This window comes from Kitasatospora sp. NPDC059812, assembly GCF_042732075.1.
Taxonomy (GTDB): domain Bacteria; phylum Actinomycetota; class Actinomycetes; order Streptomycetales; family Streptomycetaceae; genus Kitasatospora.
This window is the reverse complement of the sequence record NZ_JBHWIO010000008.1, coordinates 1-16,835: the sequence shown is the minus strand read 5'-3', so window position 1 is coordinate 16,835 and position 16,835 is coordinate 1. Positions and strand designations below refer to the sequence as shown.

Here is a 16,835-nt window from a genome sequence, read left to right as displayed (position 1 = left end):
TGCTGTCGTCCCGTCAGCTGGTGGGGGTGCCGGTCGCGGTGGGAGTGGTGCCGGTCGCGGCGGGGGTGGCACCGAGGGCGGTCTGGAGGTTGGCCAGGTTCTGCTTCATGACCGAGAGGTAGTCCTCCTTGCCCGGGTCCTTGACGCCCTCCAGCGGGTCCAGCACGGCGGTCTTGAGGCCGAGGTCCTTGGCGACGGTGTCGGCGAGCTTGGGGCTGACCAGGGTCTCGAAGAAGATCGTGGTGACGCCGTTGTCCTTGGCGGCCTTCTGCACGTCGGCGAGGCGGGCCGGGGTGGGCTCGGACTCGGGGTCGACGCCGTTGATGGCGACCTGGGTGAGGCCGTAGTGGTCGGCGAGGTAGCCGAAGGCGGCGTGGCTGGTGACGAAGGTCCTGGACTTGGCGTCCTTCAGGCCGTCCCGGAACTCCTGGTCCAGCGTGGTCAGCCGGCCGACCAGGTCGTCGGTGTTCTTGCGGTAGTCGTCGGCGTGGGCCGGGTCGGCCTTGGCGAACCCGTCGCCGACGCTCTTGGCGATCGCCGCGTAGCGGGTCGGGTCGAGCCAGATGTGCGGGTCGCCGGCCGGGCCGTCGTGCTGGTGGCCGTCGGCCTCGGTGCCCTCGTCGAGGTGGTGGTCGACCAGCGGGCTGGCGGCGGTGGCGTCGATCTTGTACTTGGCCGAGGACTGGCCGACGGCCTGGTCGACGGTGGGCTGCAGGCCCTTGAGGTAGATGATCGCGTCGGACTTCTGGACGGTGGCGACCTGCTTGGCGGTGAGCTCCAGGTCGTGCGGCTCGACGCCGGCCGCGGTGAGGTCGGTGACCGCGACGTGGTCCTTGCCGATCTGCTGGGCCAGGTACTCCATCGGGTAGAAGGAGGCGACGACCTTCAGCTTGCCGTCGGCGCTCTGGGCGCTGCTGCTGCCACCGCAGGCGGTCAGGACGAGGGAGGCGGTGAGGGCGGTGGCGGCGATGGCTATCGAGCTGCGGGTACGTCGTCCGATCATCATGACAATCATTCTCATCTTATCTGGAAATGATTGTCAACTCACTCGGACGGGTGAACGGCAGGTGGCCGTGGCTGGGAGGGGCCGGACGATACCGATTTGAACCCCGTACCCGTATGGCCGGTAACCTGAGGTATTCGGGTACGCGCAACCAGCCGTGCCCTGACCGTGCCGTACGTACTGAAGAGAGCACTGTGGCCGCCGACAAGATCGACACGATCGTCAGCCTGAGCAAGCGCCGTGGCTTCGTCTACCCCTGCAGCGAGATCTACGGCGGCACGCGTGCCGCCTGGGACTACGGGCCGCTGGGCGTCGAACTCAAGGAGAACATCAAGCGCCAGTGGTGGCGCGCGATGGTCCAGGCCCGTGAGGACGTCGTGGGACTCGACTCGTCGGTGATCCTCGCGCGCGAGGTGTGGGAGGCCTCCGGCCACGTCGCCACCTTCAACGACCCGCTGACAGAGTGCCTCTCCTGCCACAAGCGCCACCGGGCCGACCACCTGGAGGAGAAGTACGAGGCCAAGCACGGCTTCCCGCCGCCGAACGGCCTCAAGGACGTCAACTGCCCCGACTGCGGCACCAAGGGCCAGTTCACCGAGCCCAAGGACTTCTCGGGCATGCTGAAGACCCACCTCGGCGTCACCGAGGAGGCCAGCGGCCTGGCCTTCCTGCGGCCCGAGACCGCCCAGGGCATCTTCACCAACTTCAAGGCCGTCCAGACCACGTCGCGCAAGAAGCCGCCGTTCGGCATCGCCCAGACCGGCAAGAGCTTCCGCAACGAGATCACCCCCGGCAACTTCATCTTCCGCACCCGCGAGTTCGAGCAGATGGAGATGGAGTTCTTCGTCAAGCCGGGCGAGGACGAGCAGTGGCACGAGTACTGGCTCCAGCAGCGCTGGGACTGGTACGTCGACCTCGGCCTGCGCACCGAGAACATGCGCTTCTTCGAGCACCCGAAGGAGAAGCTCTCCCACTACGCCAAGCGCACGGTGGACATCGAGTACCGCTTCAACTTCGGCGGCAGCGAGTACTCCGAGCTGGAGGGCGTCGCCAACCGCACCGACTACGACCTGCGGGTGCACAGCGAGGCGTCCGGCCAGGACCTCAAGTACTTCGACCAGGAGAGCGGCGAGCGGTACTTCCCGTACGTCATCGAGCCGGCGGCCGGCCTCAACCGCGCCATGCTGGCCTTCCTGATCGACGCCTACTTCGAGGACGAGGCGCCCAACGCCAAGGGCGTCATGGAGAAGCGCGTCGGCATGCGGCTCGACCCGCGCCTGGCCCCGGTCAAGGTCGCCGTCCTGCCGCTGTCGCGCAACGCCGACCTCTCCCCGAAGGCCCGCGGCCTCGCCGCCGACCTGCGCACCGCGTGGAACGTCGAGTTCGACGACGCCGGCGCCATCGGCAAGCGCTACCGCCGCCAGGACGAGATCGGCACGCCGTTCTGCGTCACCGTCGACTTCGACACCCTTGAGGACAACGCGGTGACCGTCCGCGACCGCGACACCATGTCGCAGGAGCGCGTCTCGCTCGACCAGGTCAAGGCGTACCTGGGTGCGCGACTGATCGGCTGCTGAGCCCGCTCAGCCCTTCTGGAGCCCTCGTTCGCCCCGGTCCGTCCGGGGCGGGCGGGGGCTCCTGCGTGTTCCCGCCCTCTGCTTACCGTCTGCCCCAGCGGGAACGGGGGGCCGCAGCCGGTTCGGTCGGCAGGCCGGCGCTGCGCAGGGCGGCCAGCGTCGTCCGGTGCCGGGCGCCGTCGGCGAGCAGCGCGGCGAGCAGCCGCCCGTACAGCTCCGGGCTGGTGTCCAGCGCGGCCGCCAGCTTGACCAGCTCCACCGGCGGGCGCAGCGCCGCCAGCTCGTACAGCAGGACGGTCGCGAGCTCGGCCGGCAGCTCCGTCGCCAGCGCGGCCAGCTCCGCCGTCGGCCGGCCGGCCGCCTGGCGCAGCAGCGTCCGCACGTCGGCGTGCCGGCCCGTACGGCGGAGGCCGGTCGCCAGCGCCGTCAACTCCGGCGTCGGCGCCGAACCCCACTCCCACAGCAGCGTCGCGCCGTCCGCGCCCTGCCCGGCCCGCTCCAGCGCGGCCAGCAGGGCGGGCAGTGCCGACGCCGGATAGCCCCAGAAGGCGTGGAACAGCTCCGCCGCCTCCTCCGCCAGCCCCAGCTCGCGCAACTCCGCCAGCATCGCCACCGCCTGCTCGGGGGCGCACTGCGCGGCGCTCCTGGCCAGGTGCAGGGACGCGCCCGTCGGACCGCGCCGGGAGAGCATGCCGACCAGCAGCGCGGCGTCCGCCGGATCGAGGCCGGTGGCCGCCCGGGACAGCAGCTCCGTCGCCTCGGCGAAGGCGCCGGCACGGTGCAGGGCCGCCACCCGCTCGGCGAGGGCGCCGATGTCGGGGCGGGCGGGCCGGGCCTGGGGCGGCGGGGCCTGGGCCGGTTGCGGCTCCGGCGGTCGGCTCCTCAGCCGGTTCTCCAACGCCTCCAGCCGATCGCTCAGTTGGAGGCAGCGGGCGCCCAGGCCCTCGCGCAGCGTGCGCGCCTGCGCCAGCTGCCGCAGCAGGTCCCCGTCCGGCCGCTGGCGGCCCGGCGCGGCCCGGATCGCCTCGTTCAACCGCCGCTCCCGCTGGCTCGCGTAGCGGCTCGCGCGGAGTAACTCGTCCAGTTCCGCCCGGAGTTCGTACGCCTGCTGCTCGCCCTCCGGGTCCTGGCCCGCGGATTGTGCCGTCGGCCGCATGCGCATGATCGCCCCACCCCGTCCATCTCTCCCCTGACTGCGGGACATCCTGGCGTCGCTATATGGCGGGGGAGTTAAGGGAGCACGTCCAGTCGTGCGCGACTGGTGTCAAGGAGCGCGCAGACGGCGGTCGTTGCAAGAAGTGCGCCGGTCGCGCTCCGCAGCAGGGTCGCCTCGTAGTACGAGCCGGGTGCGACCACGGCGACGGCGCAGCCGACGGCCGCCCCGACCAGGGCGGCGGGGATCAGACGGACCGTCCGCACCGCCGGCAGGAGCACCACGAGCCCCGCGACGGCCGCCAGTTCGGGGGTTCCGAAGGAGACGCCGTAGCGGACGGCCAGTGCGGGGACGAAGAACAGGACGAGGGCCCGCCCGAGCGTGCCGGTCAACGCGGTGGTGTGCGGGCCGGCCGGACCACCGCTCCACGGCACGAACCGGGTGGCGGCCAGGACCGCCAACGCGGCCGGCGCGCCGGCGAGATGGTCGCCGAGTCGGGCCAGGTTGTACAGCAGCGCGGTGTCGTACAGCGTCAGCATCAGCGTGCCGAACGCCCACAGGTCGAGCGTGAACAGCACCGGGCCGCGGGGTGGCCGGGCCCGTTCGCGGGAGGCCAGCCAGACGAGCAGCGGTGGTGTGACGAGCGCGGACACCGTCCGCAGCACGATGTCGTCCACCGTGTACGGATTCCGCAGGTCCCACTCCACCGCGCAGAACGCCACCGTATAGGAGACGGCGGCGAGCCCGGTCAGCGGCGAGCGCATCGCCCGGACGTAGAGGCCGTGGTCCAGGCGTCGCAGCACGGCGGCGAACGCCAGGAGCACCAGCGGGAGTTCGAGGAACGCCTGGACGCGGAGCACGGTGGGCGCGAGCAGCTCGGGCGCGGGGAAGTGCGCCGCCAGCCAGTCGATCGCCGGGTTGCCGCGCGGCACGTCGAACCACCCGGGCGGCAGGTAGCGGGCGACGAACGCCGTACTCCCGCCCCGCACCCGCTGCACGTACACGGCGAACAGCACCTGGTTCAGATAGACGAGTGCCACGACCAGCGCCAGTGCCACCTCCGGGCCGAAGCGCCCCCCGCGCCCCGGCCGGACCTCGCGCCGCCGCCACGCCCTGGGCGCCAGGGCCAGCGCGGCGGCGGCCGACACCACCACCGTGCCGTCCAGCACCGGGCCGACCGCCCTCATGCGGCGAGCCGTGCCCGCGCCTCCATCAGGGCGAAGCCGAGCAGGTTCAACCCCCGCCACTCGTCGGGCCGTTCCGCGCGGATGTCGTCGGCAGCGAGCCCGATGCCCCAGATCCGGTCCACCGGGCTGGCCTCGACCAGGACGCGGTCGCCGGTGCCCAGCAGGTAGGCGCGCAGCGCCTCGTCCTGCCCGAACTTCGCGACGTTCCCCTCGACGACCAGCTCGAACCGGCCGGCCGTCCAGGCCCCGTCGTCGAAACCCCTGACCAGCCGCCCCAGCTTCTTCGCCTCGGCCGGCGTGTGGGCCGCCAGCACCCGCTGCTCGATGGCCTCGTCCCCGAACATCCGGGCCTTGCCCGCCATCATCCAGTGCTCGGCGGACGCGTACGCCACCCCGTCGACGGTGAACTGCCCGGGCCACCACTGGCTCAGGCACTCCCGCCGCGTCCCCCCGCCCTTCCGCTCGGTGTGCCCCCAGAACATCAGCCATTTCGGCCGCACCCCGGCGGCCGTCAGCGCCGCCAGCTCCACCCGGCTACGGACATCGGCAGGGCTCCCCACGCGCATCTCGCTCATATCGTCATTCTGACGCAAAGGGGGCCGTCGGGCCAGCGGGTTTTCGGTGGCAGGTCGGGTCAGTTGGCGGGCAGTGCGTTCGCCATGTCCCGGAAGCGGGGCGACACCCGCATCATGCCGTCCGAGCCGACGTTGAGGTTCTCGATCCAGCCGTCCCGGTACCAGAAGAGCGACGGGGTCAGCGGGGCCGGGTCGCCGGCCGCGAGCTCCTTCGACAGGTCGATCAGGAAGCGGATGGCGTTCAGCGACAGGCTGGTGCGGATCGGCACCGCGCAGAGTGTGTTGTTCGTCGGCAGGGCGACCAGGGCGCCGTTGGGCAGCTCGATGCCGCCTCCCAGGGCGTTCTCCAGGCGCAGCGCGTGGGCGGCTCCGGGCCAGGCTCCCATGCCGTTGACGGTGTGGATGGTGTCGCCGTTGGACGCGTCGAAGACCTGCCGGTTGAGCTGCTCGGTGGCCAGGTTCGCGAAGGCCCGCTCCCACAGCTCGGCCCGGCTGATGCTCCACTGGTCGGCGGCGTGTTCGGCTATCGACAGGGCCTCGGTCTTGCCGGCCCGCTTGCCGGCGTCCACGCAGAGGACGACCGACAGCTCGTCGTCGATCTGCCGTGCCATCGGATCGGGCCCCAGGCCGCGGCTCCTGGTGATCAGGAGCCGCAGTCGGTCCCGGACCTCGAAGACCGAGATCTTCGCCAGCGCCTGGCACGGGCCGTGCTCGTCGCACAGCGGCCTCGGAAGGTTCTTGCGGCTGCCGAACAGCGGCATGGGTGACTCCCCGGGTGGTTGCGATGGTCGGACTGGGCCACAGCATTCCATCGGTCGGCCTCGCCGTCCCGAGATCACCTCATTCCCGGAGGTGTTCTGTCGATCTGTCAGATGGCGGCGTGCTCCCAGCGGAGGGCGGGGTGGCCGTCGATCCAGTAGTGGGTCGCCCGGTCGGTGATCCGCAGGCGGACGGCGGTGAGGTCGGGGCGTCCGGCCTCCTGCCAGGCGGTGAGGATGCGCTCGACCTCGTCCCAGAGCGGGACCGGGCCGCTCTGGTGGACCGTCCAGCCGTAGGTGTCGTCGGCGACCTCGGCGGCGGATCCGGGGGTGGCCAGGTAGTGGATCGACTCCAGATCCTCCCCGATCGATACGGTGAACTTGGCGCTGGGAAAGGCGAGTTGGGTGAGGATGGCCGGCGTCGGTTCGTTGAGGAGGGTGGGGGAGACGTGCGCCAGCCGCTTCGGTGCGGCCGCCTCCGCCCGGGCCGCGGGGCCCCCGGCCCGGGCCGCCAGGGGCTCGGGGCGGACGGGAGGGAGGGTGGAACGGTCGATGAACCGGCCGTCGGCGGTGCCGTCGGCGGCGACGGTGACCCTGGCCAGGCCGGCGCCCTCGGGCCAGGTGCCGACCGTGGCCAGGATCGTGCCGCCGGGCTTGGTCCGCTGCACCCAGGCGTAGGGGATGCGGCGCACCGCGTGGGTGGCGATCACCCGGTCGTACGTGACTTTCGGGTCGGCCTCGACGGTGCCGACGTTGCGTTCGCCGAGGAGGTGGCGGAGCAGGGCCGTCGAGTAGCCCGTGCCGGTGCCGATCTCCAACACGGTGTGCCCGTCTTCGGCGCCCAGGGCGTCGATCATGCGGACGGTGGCGGCCGGGGCGGTGGTGGAGGCGGTGGGGAAGCCCCGGACGGGCGCGGAGACCTGGTCGGCGGTCAGATGGCCGTTCAGCTGGGTGACCAACGACCGGTTGCTGTAAGCGAGTTCGACCCACTCCGTCGGATCGGCGCCGCGCTCCGTCACCGGCCGCCAGCGGCGCCTGCCGGTGGACACGAACACCCCGGGGCGCAGGAACGGCTCCCGGGGAACGGCCTCCACGGCCGCCCGCAGCGCCGGGCTGGTCAGGGCGCCGCCCGCCTCAAGCCGGTCGGCGAGTGCGCGGCGGGCTGCTGCGGTGTCCGGGGTCACGGTTCTCCTTCCTGGGGCGGGCGTGTGCTTCTGTGCTGGATCGCCCTGCTGAGTGCGGAGTTGACCAGCACGGTGACAATGCAGAGTACGAGGAGGAGGAAGAGGTTCGCCATGCCGGGGTCGCTGTGGCGAAGCGGGCGGGAGGCGAGGACCCCTGCGCCCGCCCCGGTCACGATGGAGAACGCTGCGGCGGCGACCAGGGCGGGGCGGGGGCGGGTCGGTAGCGTCACGAGTTCTGCGGGGGCGGCGGGCCGATGTCCTCGGGCCGGGCCGTCCACTCGACGCCGCCCTGGGGAGGGCGGAGGTGGAGGAGGCCGGCGACGTGGTCCATGGCGACGCCGAGTCGCCCGGTGTAGCTGTCGTGGACGAGAGCGGCGTCGGGGGCGGTGGGGGTGGCGGCCGTCACGGGGTGAGCCAGCTGTCGAGCCGCACGGTGATCAACTTCCCGTTCGCACCCACGACTTTCGAGCGTGCTCATGCGCTCCTCGAAGGCGTGCTCTCGCTGATGACTTTCGCAGAGGCGCCCCCGATGACCTACCTTGAAGGTCCCCCTGCTGCCGGGCAGTCCTTCGTAACCGCCGTTCGGGCGGGCGAGTTCGGCGCCGCCCTCTGATCTCGCGGCCTTGGGGCCGTGAGCCCAAGGCCGCCGTTGCCGCCGGAGGCATCCCGCATGGCCAGGCGTGACTACGAGGACACTCCGGCCGCACTCCCGTCGTGCGCTGAGGCCTAGGAGTAGTGCTTGTGCAGGTCGTCGCTGATCAGCCCGGTGCCGTGGTGGACGGCCAGGCTGGAGTAGGTTCCGCGTAGTTGGGCGGCGTGGGCGGTTCGCTGGTGTTCGATCAGCAGCCCTTCGGTGTCGTCCGAGTGGCCGCTGCGGGCGCGCTCCCGGCGGCCCAGGAAGACGGTCGTGCCGATGATGGTGGCCACGAGTGCGACCAGGAACGCGATGACGAAGGTCATGAGGTCTCACCTTTCCCCCGGGCCTGGATCGTCCCATGACGAACCATCTCCACGGAAGGGTCGACTCCACCTGACCCGCCGCAGGAGAAGTCGACCAGGCCGACTTCCTGCGCCGGGCGCCACGGGTTTCGGGGCCCGTCCCATCGAGCAGATCCGGGAGGGGGCATGACAATTCCCCCTTCCAGAGGTCGATGTGAGGAGCCCGCATGAGCCCCACCCGTCGTGACGTCCTGCGCTGGGGAGCCGGTGCCGGTGGCGCCCTCCTGGCCGCCGCCGCGTTCAGCCCGGACGCGGCGGCAGCCGCAGCCGCAGCCGCAGCCGCGGCCACAGCCGTCAGTCCGTCCGCCTGGATGAGCGCCCTGGACGACGCCACGCCGCTGACCGCCCTGACGATCCCCGGCACCCACGACTCCTGCTGCACCGACCCGCTGCACGGCACCGAGTGGTCCCACACCCAGAACTGGGGCCTGCCCGAGCAGCTCCAGCGCGGTATCCGCTTCCTCGACATCCGCTGCAACGGGCTCGCCGGGACGGCCGACGAACTCGGCATCTACCACAGCGACAACTACCAGTACGTCCGCCTCCAGGACGTCCTCGACCAGTGCCGCGCCTTCCTCGCCGCCAACCCGGGCGAGGGCCTCGTCATGCGCGTCAGGAACGAGTACGCGGGCGGGAACCGGCTCGACGACACCGAGTTCCAGCGCCGGATCAACCACTACCTGGACGGCCTCGGCTACCGGGGCCTGTTCTGGACGAACCCCTGGTGGCCCACCCTGGGCCAGGCCCGCGGCCGCGTCGTCCTCGCCGCCGACTTCGCCAACCCCTGGTCCGTCATCCAGTGGTCGAGCGCCACCAACACCTGGTTCGCCACCCAGGACACCTTCCAGGGCATCAGCCTCGCCGCCAAGTCCAAGGCCGTCACCGACTGGTTCGACCGCGCCTTCCTCGACCAGGGCTCCCCGCGGATGTACGTGAACTTCACCAGCTACGCCAACGGCGGCTGGCCCAAGGTCAACGCGGCCGCCATCGTGCCCCCCGTCCGCGACTACCTGAACGCCCGCCGCCAGCAGCCCGCCCACTTCGGCATCGTCCCGATGGACTTCCCCGACTTCCACACCGACGTCCTGCAACTGCTCATCGACAAGAACTTCATCGGCCGCTGACCGGCCCGCTGACCGGCCCGCTGACCGGTCCCCGGACCGGCCCGCCGACTCGCCGTTGCAGGCTCCCCGCCGCTGGGTAGCCTGCCGGCATGCCTGATCCCTCCCCCCTCGCGCTCCCCACCCGTTTCGACGGCGACCCCGACCGTGTCGCACTCGTCATTCCCGGGGTCGGTTACTCGCCCGCCAGGCCGCTGCTCCACTTCGCCTGCGCCGTACTCGTCCAACGCGGTTGGACGGTGCAGGAGTTGTGGTGGCAGGTCCCGCACGACTTTCCCCAGCTGACCGTGGACGACCGGATCGCGTGGGCCGAGCGGCAGGTCGGCGGGGCCGTCGCCGCCGAGGGGGAGGCCTGCCGTCTTCTGGTCGGCAAGTCCTTGGGCTCACTCGCCTGTGGCATCGCAGCCGATCGGAGGATGGCGGCGGCCTGGCTGACGCCCGTCCTGACCCTCGACCAGGTGGCCCGCTCCCTGCGCCGATCCGAAGCGCCGACGCTCCTGGTCGGCGGGAGTGCCGACAAGCTGTGGGATCGGCAGGTGGCCGGGTCGGTGGGGCACGAGGTCCTGGAAGTGACCTCGGCGGACCACTCCCTTGAGCTGGCGGATGATCCCGTGGGGTCGGTCGGGGTGCTGCGGCAGGTCGTCTCGCGGCTGGACCGGTTCGTCGGCTCGCTCGAAATCTAGAAGCCGATCGGCCGGCTCCTTCGGGGCGCTGATGGAGTTCACGCCTCCCGGGTAGTGGGTGTGCCGGTTCGGCGGCCCCGCGATCGGGTGTCGATCGTGGGGCCGTCGCTGTCGCCGTCGCCGTCGCTGTGGCCCGTGGCCCGGGGGGCTCAGCCGATGGAGCGGGGGAGGCGGGTGGTCAGGTACAGGATGACGAAGGAGCCGATGAGCTGAAGGCCCAGGCAGAGGGCGAGGGCGCGGTCCATGCCGAGGCTGGGGGAGAGCGACAGGTAGAGGGTGCCGAGGGTGGCGACGCCGAGGGCGAGGCTGGACTGCTGGCCGGTGGCCAGGACGCCGCTGCCGACGCCGGCCCGGGCGGCGGGCACCTTGGCGAGGACGACGCGGAACAGCGGGGTGCCGATCAGGCCTTGTCCGATGCCGGCGAGGGCGACGCCGGGCGCCATCCGCAGCGGGGAGAAGTGCGACCAGTCGGCGAGGACGGTGACGGCGAGGGTGGCCAGGCCGGCGGCCTGGATGACGGCGCCCGCACTCAGCACCCGGCTGCCGTAGCGGCCGATCAGGCGGGGGCCGGAGAGCGAGGCGGTGAAGTAGCCGACGGCCATCGGGACGAGCGCCCAGCCGGCCGCGACCGGGCCGAGGTGCAGGCCCTGCTGGAGGGCGACGGCGATGACGAACATGAAGCCGCCGAAGCCGGCGAAGTAGGGCAGGGCGATGCCGAGGCCGCGCCGCATCTCGGGGATGCGCAGCAGGGACGGCGGCACCAGCGGGGTGGCGCCGCGCTGCTCCGCCCGGCGTTCGACCAGGACGAAGGCGGCGGCGAGGACGGGGAACAGCGCGAGCAGCACCCAGGACCAGAGCGGCCAGCCGGCGGCGCGGCCCTCCATCAGCGGGACGAGCAGGGCGAGCAGCGAGGCGGTGAGCAGGACGGTGCCGGGCACGTCGACGCGGGCGGCCTGGGTGGCCCGGCTCTCCGGGACGTAGCGGACGGCGAGGACCAGGGCGAGCAGCGCGAACGGCACGTTGAGCAGGAAGACGGAGCGCCAGCCGGTGCCGAACAGGTCGGCGGCGACGAGCATGCCGCCGAGCACCTGCCCGATGACCACGGAGATGCCGCCGACGGCGCCGTAGATGCTGAGGGCGCGGCCGCGCCGGGCGCCGTCGGTGGCGGCGGTGATGGTGCCGAGGACCTGCGGGATCAGCAGCGCGGCCGAGGCGCCCTGGGCGGCGCGGGCGGCGACCAGGGTCCAGGCGCCGGGGGCGAGGCCGCAGGCGAGCGAGGTGAGGGCGAAGGTGGCGGCGCCGACGACGAAGAGCCGGCGGCGGCCGAAGATGTCGCCGAGGCGCCCGCCGAGGACGAGCAGGACGGCGAAGGCGATGCCGTAGCCGGCGGCGACGAGTTCGAGGACGGCGGGCCCGGCGGCCAGGTCGTGGTCGATGGTTGGCAGGGCGACGTTGACGATGAAGAAGTCGAGCATCGGCAGGAAGGCCCCGAGCAGGACGGTGACCAGCCCGGCGGTGCCGAGGGAGGGGGCGGCGGTGCGGGCGGCGGTCGCGGTCGCGGTGCCGGGGGTGGTGGCGGTGCGGACCGGGTCGGGGGCGACGGCGAGTTGTTGGGTCACGGGTCCTACGATCCGCCTGGCCGTACCCTGGTACCAGAGTGTGGTTATCCAGGTATAAGAAGTACCTGGCAACAGGCTCCGGGCTGGCGCATGCTAGGAACCATGAGCCTCACCACTCCGGCCGCGCAAGCCCGGTCCGCCTCGGTCGCGCAAGCCCGGACCGCCCCGGCGACGCAAGCCCGGACCGCCCCCGACGACGCCCGCCGGCACGACCTGGCGGCCTTCCTGCGCAGCCGCCGCGAGCGGATCGCCCCCGACCAGGTGGGTCTGCCCCCGACCGGCCGCCGCCGCACGCCGGGGCTGCGCCGCGAGGAGGTCGCGCAGCTCGCCGCCGTCGGGGTGACCTGGTACACGTGGTTGGAGCAGGGGCGCGACATCCAGGTGTCCACCCAGGTACTGGACGCGGTCTCCCGCGCCCTGCTGCTGGACCCGAGCGAGCGCGCGCACCTGTTCACCCTGGCCGGCGCGGAGGATCCGGCGCCGGTGAAGGAGTGCCCCTCGGTCACCCCGAGCGTGCGGCTGGTGCTGGAGCAGATGGCGCCGTACCCGGCCGTGGCGGTCAACACCCGCTACGACGTGCTCGCGTACAACGCCCAGTACACCGCGATCGTCGGCGATCTCAGCGAACTTCCGCCCGAGGACCGCAACTTGATTTGGCTGGCGTTCACCCCCTCGCGGTTCCGCGAGGTGCTGATCGACTACCGGACCGAACGCCTCGGCATGGTGGCCCGCTTCCGCGCCGCGATGGCCGACCACAGCGCGGAGCCCGCCTGGAAGGCACTGCTGGCCCGGCTGCTCAAGACCTCGCCGGACTTCGCGGAGGTCTGGCAGCGGCACGAGGTGATGGGGCCGAGCAACGGGATCAAGCGGTTCCAGGTGCCGGGCGTCGGGCTGCTGCGCTGCGAGTACACCAGCTTCTGGCTCGGCCCCCGACTCGGGACGCGGATGATCACGTACACCCCGCTGGACGAGGACACCCGCGCGCTGATGAACGAGCTGCCCGGCAGCTTCTAGCCCGCCCGACGGCTTCTAGCGGGGGGCGAGGACGGCACGCCCGAGCAGCACGCACACCACCGCGAGCGGCAGTTCGACGCCGAGCGCCATCACCAGGGCGGCGAGCACCGCGTGGCCCGGGCCGGCGCAGGCGATGTCGGCCAGTGCGTCCCCCGCGAGCAGCAGGGCCACCGCTCCGCCGGCCCAGCCGGCGGCGGCGTTGCGCCGGCGCAGCAGGGCGTCGAGCGAGAGCAGCGCGGAGAACTCCAGCAGGTCGAGCACGACCCACGGGGTCTCGTGGCAGGCGGCGAGCACCGCGAGCCAGGGCAGCAGAGCGACGGCGGCCATGACGGGCACCCGCTCGAAGCGGGCGGGCAGGACGAGGGCGGCGGCCGGGCGGCCGGCGAGGACGGCGGTGCTCATGCGGCCCCTCCGGCGACCGAGGCCCCTCCGGCGACCGCGGCCTCGCCCCGGCGTCGCACCCGCTCCAGCGGCTGCCGCTCGGTGGTGTCCCCGCCGGGGTGCCGGACCAGCACCCCGGTGTACGGGCCCTCGGCCCAGGCGAGCCAGAACCGCCCGGCGACCGCGACCACCTCGGCGCCGACGGCCGGCCGCTCGAACCGGAACGGCCCGGCCGGCCAGAGCGACCGCACGGACCAGAGCGACCGCACGGACCGGAACGACCGCACGGACCCGAGCGGCCACGCGAACCCGAACGACCGCCCGGACCGGAACGGCCCGGCCAGCCGCCCGGCGGTGAACGCCACCGCGGGCGCGCTGCCGTCGGCCGCCAGCCGGCCCCAGGCGAGCACGTGGTGCGCCCGCCCGCCGGCCGGGCTGCGACGAGCACCGCGCAGCAGCTGCGGGGTGAGCCGGGCGGCGACCAGGACATCGGCCAACTCGCCGTCCTGGTACACCTCCAGCGCGGCCCGGCCGCGGCGGCCGACCAGGCTGCGGACCGACCAGGGCCCGGCCCCGACCGGCAGCGTCCCCTCCGGCCCCGCCGTCCGGCGGAGCGCGTCCCCGGGAACACCCCCGTGGCTCCCGGGGACGGGCCGCCGGTGCGGCGGGGTGGCGGAGTGCGATGCGGTGCTCGTCATGCCGTCCAGCTTCCCGTCGATCATGGGCCGCTGTCGGTGGTGCCGTGCTCCGAATCCGGGGTGTACCTAGATACACCCCGACCGTGAGCCCCCCTTCATGGCGGCCGTTGATCATCGCGCCCTACGCTGTCGGTCATGCCCTCCACCACGTTGCGCCGAGCGCTCGTCAGGAGCCTTCGGCGCCCCCCGTGGTCGCCCGAGGCCTGGCGGGACACCCGTTTCATAGCCGCCGGCCTTCCGCTGGCCCTGCCGGTCTGGCTGGCCGTCACCGAGTCCAAGCTGCTCTTCCCGATGACGGCCCTGGTCCTCATCTGCACCCGCCCGCTCACCGCCGCCCAGCGCGGCCGGCTGCGCGCCCTGCGCGGGGTGGAGGTGTCGCCGCCGCGCCCGGGCGAGCCGTGGGCCTGGCTGCCGGGCCGGCTGCTGCTGGGGCTGACCTGGCGCCAGGCCGTCCACCACCTGCTGGCCGGTCCGCTGCTGGCGGCGGGCGCGCTGGTGGTGCTGTACGCCTGGGGCGCCGGCGTGGTGATGGCCAGCGTGTACGGCTGGGTCTGGCTGATGCCCGTCGGCAGCCTGCTGCGCTCGGAGCTGGCCGGGCTGGACGTGGTGATCACGGTCGCCGGGGTGCTGCTGCTGGCCGTGATGCCCTGGCTGGCGGCGCTGGCGGCCTGGCTGGAGGTGCGCACGGCCCAGCTGCTGCTCGGCCCCAACCGGGCGGAGGCGCTGGAGCGGCGGGTCGAGGAGATCGCCGAGAGCCGGGCCGGGCTGGTCGACGTGGTGGACGCCGAGCGCCGCCGGATCGAGCGGGACCTGCACGACGGCGCCCAGCAGCGTCTGACCTCCCTCGCGATGAACCTGGGCCTGGCCCGGCGCACCCTCAAGGACGTCCCGCCCGAGGTCATGCAGGTGATCGTGGACGCGCACGAGGAGGCGCAGGCGGCCATCGACGAGCTGCGCGACCTGGTCCGCGGCCTGCACCCGGCGGTCCTGGAGGACCGCGGCCTGGACGCGGCGTTGTCCGGCATCGCGGCCCGCGCCCCGCTGCCGGTGCGCCTGGACGTCCACCTCGTCGAGCCGGTCGCCCCGACCGTCGAGGCGGTCGCCTACTTCACCGTCTCCGAGGCCCTGACCAACGTGGCCAAGCACGCCCGCGCCCAGCGGGTCGACCTCTCGGTGCGGACGGTCGGCGGCCGGCTGCGCCTGGTCATCAGCGACGACGGCGTGGGCGGCGCGGACGCCTCGCGCGGCACCGGGCTGACCGGCCTGCGCAAGCGCGCCGCCTCCGTCGACGGCACACTGTCCGTTCTCAGCCCCCTCGGGGGCCCCACCACCATCACCGTGGAGTTGCCGTGCGCGCTGTGATCGCCGAGGACTCGGTCCTGCTGAGGGTCGGCCTGGTCAAGGTCCTGGAGGCGGTGGGCTTCGAGGTCGCCGCTGCCGTCGGGGACGCCACCGAGTTGCTGGCGGCCGTCGAGGAGCACCGCCCGAAGGTGGTGGTGGCGGACGTCCGGATGCCTCCGGGCTTCACCGACGAGGGTGTGAAGGCCGCGCTGATGATCCGCCGGCAGTGGCCGGACGTCGCCGTGCTGCTGCTCTCCCAGTACGTGGAGGAGCGCTACGCCGCCGACCTGCTGGCCACCAACACCAGCGGCGTCGGCTACCTGCTCAAGCAGCGGGTGGCCAACGTGGACGACTTCGTGGAGGCGCTGCAGCGGGTCGCCGCGGGCGGCACCGCGTTGGACCCGGAGGTGGTGGCCCAGCTGCTGCTGCGCCGCCACCGGGACCCGCTGGAGAAGCTGACCCCGCGCGAGCGGGACGTGCTCGGCCTGATGGCGGAGGGCCGCTCCAACGCCGCGATCGCGGCCGCCCTGGTGGTCAGCGACAGCGCGGTGGCCAAGCACATCAACTCGATCTTCACCAAGCTCGACCTGCCGCCGGCCGACGACAGCCACCGCCGGGTGCTGGCGGTGCTGCGGTTCCTGGAGGTCGGGTAGCCGTGGGCGGACCGACGAAGGCGTGGGGGCGGAAGGCCTGGCGCACCACCGGGACGCTCGCGATCGCGGTCGTCATGATCGGCGCCGGGATGCAGACCTGGGCGATGGTGGTGCAGCAGCAGACGACTTCGATGCAGCCGTACAACGTCGTCATCCACAAGCTCCGGCTGGACACCGGCAGCGCCTCGGTGCGGATCAGGGCGGGCCGGGACGGCCGGGTGGTGGTCCGGCAGAACCTGGACTGGACGGTGCGCAAGCCGTCGGTGTCGACCACCTTCGACGGTGACGTGCTCACGGTCGGCATGGAGTGCCGGAAGGTCCTGCCGTTCGCCGACTTCGGCTGCGGTGCCCAGATCGAGCTGGAGGTGCCGGCCGGTACCGACGTGTCGGGGCAGGTGAGCTCGGGCAGCGTCGAGGTGGACGGCCTGAGCGGCGGCGTCCGGATGGACCTCACCTCGGGCGAGCTGAAACTGATCGGCACGTCCGGGCAGGTGTACGCGCACGCCACCTCCGGGATGGTGCAGGGCACCGACCTGAGCTCGGAGCAGGTGTACGCGGAGACCACCTCGGGGGCGGTCGACCTGGCCTTCTCCAAGGCGCCGCGGTCGGTGGACACCAATAGCACGTCCGGCTCGGTGAAGCTGACCCTGCCGCAGGACTCCCACTACGCCTTCAGCGGCGAGGTCGGCAGCGGCAGCCGCCACATCGACCCGAGCCTGGCGGACCCGGCCAGCCCGAACCGGATCCACGGCTCGGTCGCCTCGGGCTCGATCACGATCGACCCGGCCTAGAGACAATGCCAGTGACTTTGGTGTGTCTGTCTCGTTGGTTGTGGTGTGGCGAGGGTGGGGCAGGTCAAGTCGTGTGCGGGTGAGCGGTTGTCGGATCG

General features: G+C 72.7%; 19 protein-coding genes. 8 read left to right on the top strand and 11 right to left on the bottom strand.

Features of this window, described 5'->3' with window-relative positions:
• Positions 1–13: 13 nt before the first annotated feature.
• Positions 14–1,006: a metal ABC transporter substrate-binding protein gene (locus tag ACFV6D_RS06315; RefSeq protein ID WP_380558713.1), complete on the bottom strand. Its 993-nt coding sequence runs from the start codon at positions 1,004–1,006 to the stop codon at positions 14–16.
• A 191-nt stretch (positions 1,007–1,197) separates the two neighbouring features.
• On the opposite strand from ACFV6D_RS06315, the gene ACFV6D_RS06310 reads away from it, so the two are divergent.
• Positions 1,198–2,580 (top strand): glycine--tRNA ligase, encoded by a 1,383-nt coding sequence (locus ACFV6D_RS06310; protein WP_063347506.1) that lies wholly within the window; start codon positions 1,198–1,200, stop codon positions 2,578–2,580.
• Between the two features lie 82 nt (positions 2,581–2,662).
• On the opposite strand, the gene ACFV6D_RS06305 is transcribed toward ACFV6D_RS06310, so the two are convergent.
• From ACFV6D_RS06305 to ACFV6D_RS06280, 6 genes are all read right to left on the bottom strand, one after another.
• On the bottom strand, positions 2,663–3,742 hold the full coding sequence (locus tag ACFV6D_RS06305; protein WP_159398423.1) for a hypothetical protein: 1,080 nt from the start codon (positions 3,740–3,742) through the stop codon (positions 2,663–2,665).
• 68 nt (positions 3,743–3,810) lie between these two features.
• Positions 3,811–4,920, bottom strand: a complete 1,110-nt coding sequence (locus tag ACFV6D_RS06300) for a hypothetical protein (RefSeq protein ID WP_380558710.1) — start codon at positions 4,918–4,920, stop codon at positions 3,811–3,813.
• Positions 4,917–5,495 (bottom strand): NADAR family protein, encoded by a 579-nt coding sequence (locus ACFV6D_RS06295; RefSeq protein ID WP_380490344.1) that lies wholly within the window; start codon positions 5,493–5,495, stop codon positions 4,917–4,919. Before ACFV6D_RS06295 ends, ACFV6D_RS06300 begins: the two co-directional genes overlap by 4 nt.
• Positions 5,496–5,554: 59 nt before the next feature.
• The gene (locus tag ACFV6D_RS06290; protein WP_380490342.1) at positions 5,555–6,256 is read right to left on the bottom strand and encodes a hypothetical protein; all 702 of its coding nucleotides are present in this window, start codon (positions 6,254–6,256) and stop codon (positions 5,555–5,557) included.
• A gap of 107 nt (positions 6,257–6,363) precedes the next feature.
• The gene (locus ACFV6D_RS06285) at positions 6,364–7,437 is read right to left on the bottom strand and encodes a methyltransferase (protein WP_380558707.1); all 1,074 of its coding nucleotides are present in this window, start codon (positions 7,435–7,437) and stop codon (positions 6,364–6,366) included.
• A gap of 226 nt (positions 7,438–7,663) precedes the next feature.
• Positions 7,664–7,843: a hypothetical protein gene (locus ACFV6D_RS06280; RefSeq protein ID WP_380558704.1), complete on the bottom strand. Its 180-nt coding sequence runs from the start codon at positions 7,841–7,843 to the stop codon at positions 7,664–7,666.
• Between the two features lie 3 nt (positions 7,844–7,846).
• On the opposite strand from ACFV6D_RS06280, the gene ACFV6D_RS06275 reads away from it, so the two are divergent.
• Positions 7,847–8,050, top strand: a complete 204-nt coding sequence (locus tag ACFV6D_RS06275; protein ID WP_380558701.1) for a hypothetical protein — start codon at positions 7,847–7,849, stop codon at positions 8,048–8,050.
• A gap of 113 nt (positions 8,051–8,163) precedes the next feature.
• Here the strand turns inward: ACFV6D_RS06275 and ACFV6D_RS06270 are convergent, their stop codons facing one another.
• Positions 8,164–8,397, bottom strand: coding sequence for a hypothetical protein (locus ACFV6D_RS06270; RefSeq protein ID WP_380558698.1), 234 nt, complete (start codon positions 8,395–8,397; stop codon positions 8,164–8,166).
• Between the two features lie 206 nt (positions 8,398–8,603).
• Here ACFV6D_RS06270 and ACFV6D_RS06265 point away from each other — a divergent pair, with 206 nt between their 5' ends.
• Positions 8,604–9,560, top strand: a complete 957-nt coding sequence (locus ACFV6D_RS06265; protein WP_380558695.1) for a phosphatidylinositol-specific phospholipase C — start codon at positions 8,604–8,606, stop codon at positions 9,558–9,560.
• Positions 9,561–9,649: 89 nt separating this feature from the next.
• Positions 9,650–10,240 (top strand): alpha/beta hydrolase, encoded by a 591-nt coding sequence (locus tag ACFV6D_RS06260; protein ID WP_380558692.1) that lies wholly within the window; start codon positions 9,650–9,652, stop codon positions 10,238–10,240.
• A gap of 149 nt (positions 10,241–10,389) precedes the next feature.
• On the opposite strand, the gene ACFV6D_RS06255 is transcribed toward ACFV6D_RS06260, so the two are convergent.
• Entirely contained in the window at positions 10,390–11,859 is a 1,470-nt protein-coding gene (locus ACFV6D_RS06255; RefSeq protein ID WP_380558689.1) for an MFS transporter, read from the bottom strand.
• 102 nt (positions 11,860–11,961) lie between these two features.
• On the opposite strand from ACFV6D_RS06255, the gene ACFV6D_RS06250 reads away from it, so the two are divergent.
• Positions 11,962–12,873: a helix-turn-helix transcriptional regulator gene (locus ACFV6D_RS06250; RefSeq protein WP_380558686.1), complete on the top strand. Its 912-nt coding sequence runs from the start codon at positions 11,962–11,964 to the stop codon at positions 12,871–12,873.
• Positions 12,874–12,888: 15 nt separating this feature from the next.
• Here ACFV6D_RS06250 and ACFV6D_RS06245 read toward each other — a convergent pair whose 3' ends face one another.
• Together ACFV6D_RS06245 and ACFV6D_RS06240 are read right to left on the bottom strand one after the other, a co-directional pair.
• Positions 12,889–13,275: a hypothetical protein gene (locus ACFV6D_RS06245; RefSeq protein WP_380340948.1), complete on the bottom strand. Its 387-nt coding sequence runs from the start codon at positions 13,273–13,275 to the stop codon at positions 12,889–12,891.
• A complete protein-coding gene (locus ACFV6D_RS06240) occupies positions 13,272–13,952 on the bottom strand; it encodes a hypothetical protein (RefSeq protein WP_380558683.1) in 681 nt (226 codons plus the stop codon). Before ACFV6D_RS06240 ends, ACFV6D_RS06245 begins: the two co-directional genes overlap by 4 nt.
• Before the next feature lie 135 nt (positions 13,953–14,087).
• Here ACFV6D_RS06240 and ACFV6D_RS06235 point away from each other — a divergent pair, with 135 nt between their 5' ends.
• Genes ACFV6D_RS06235 through ACFV6D_RS06225 form a run of 3 tightly spaced genes read left to right on the top strand, consistent with a single transcriptional unit; the run spans position 14,088 to position 16,737 of the window.
• A complete protein-coding gene (locus tag ACFV6D_RS06235; RefSeq protein WP_380425490.1) occupies positions 14,088–15,314 on the top strand; it encodes a histidine kinase in 1,227 nt (408 codons plus the stop codon).
• Positions 15,302–15,946, top strand: coding sequence for a response regulator (locus ACFV6D_RS06230; protein WP_380425488.1), 645 nt, complete (start codon positions 15,302–15,304; stop codon positions 15,944–15,946). The genes ACFV6D_RS06235 and ACFV6D_RS06230 overlap by 13 nt, the downstream gene beginning before the upstream one ends.
• A gap of 2 nt (positions 15,947–15,948) precedes the next feature.
• Positions 15,949–16,737, top strand: coding sequence for a DUF4097 family beta strand repeat-containing protein (locus ACFV6D_RS06225; RefSeq protein ID WP_380558680.1), 789 nt, complete (start codon positions 15,949–15,951; stop codon positions 16,735–16,737).
• Positions 16,738–16,835: the final 98 nt, after the last annotated feature.

Bases quoted from the DNA above. Each gene is read 5' to 3' on its own strand.
- ACFV6D_RS06315 (WP_380558713.1), bottom strand. From the start codon at position 1,006: ATGATGATCGGACGACGTACCCGCAGCTCGATAGCCATCGCCGCCACC.
- ACFV6D_RS06305 (WP_159398423.1), bottom strand. From the start codon at position 3,742: ATGCGCATGCGGCCGACGGCACAATCCGCGGGCCAGGACCCGGAGGGC.
- ACFV6D_RS06300 (WP_380558710.1), bottom strand. From the start codon at position 4,920: ATGAGGGCGGTCGGCCCGGTGCTGGACGGCACGGTGGTGGTGTCGGCC.
- ACFV6D_RS06295 (WP_380490344.1), bottom strand. From the start codon at position 5,495: ATGAGCGAGATGCGCGTGGGGAGCCCTGCCGATGTCCGTAGCCGGGTG.
- ACFV6D_RS06290 (WP_380490342.1), bottom strand. From the start codon at position 6,256: ATGCCGCTGTTCGGCAGCCGCAAGAACCTTCCGAGGCCGCTGTGCGAC.
- ACFV6D_RS06270 (WP_380558698.1), bottom strand. From the start codon at position 8,397: ATGACCTTCGTCATCGCGTTCCTGGTCGCACTCGTGGCCACCATCATC.
- ACFV6D_RS06265 (WP_380558695.1), top strand. From the start codon at position 8,604: ATGAGCCCCACCCGTCGTGACGTCCTGCGCTGGGGAGCCGGTGCCGGT.
- ACFV6D_RS06260 (WP_380558692.1), top strand. From the start codon at position 9,650: ATGCCTGATCCCTCCCCCCTCGCGCTCCCCACCCGTTTCGACGGCGAC.
- ACFV6D_RS06250 (WP_380558686.1), top strand. From the start codon at position 11,962: ATGAGCCTCACCACTCCGGCCGCGCAAGCCCGGTCCGCCTCGGTCGCG.
- ACFV6D_RS06245 (WP_380340948.1), bottom strand. From the start codon at position 13,275: ATGAGCACCGCCGTCCTCGCCGGCCGCCCGGCCGCCGCCCTCGTCCTG.
- ACFV6D_RS06240 (WP_380558683.1), bottom strand. From the start codon at position 13,952: ATGACGAGCACCGCATCGCACTCCGCCACCCCGCCGCACCGGCGGCCC.
- ACFV6D_RS06235 (WP_380425490.1), top strand. From the start codon at position 14,088: ATGCCCTCCACCACGTTGCGCCGAGCGCTCGTCAGGAGCCTTCGGCGC.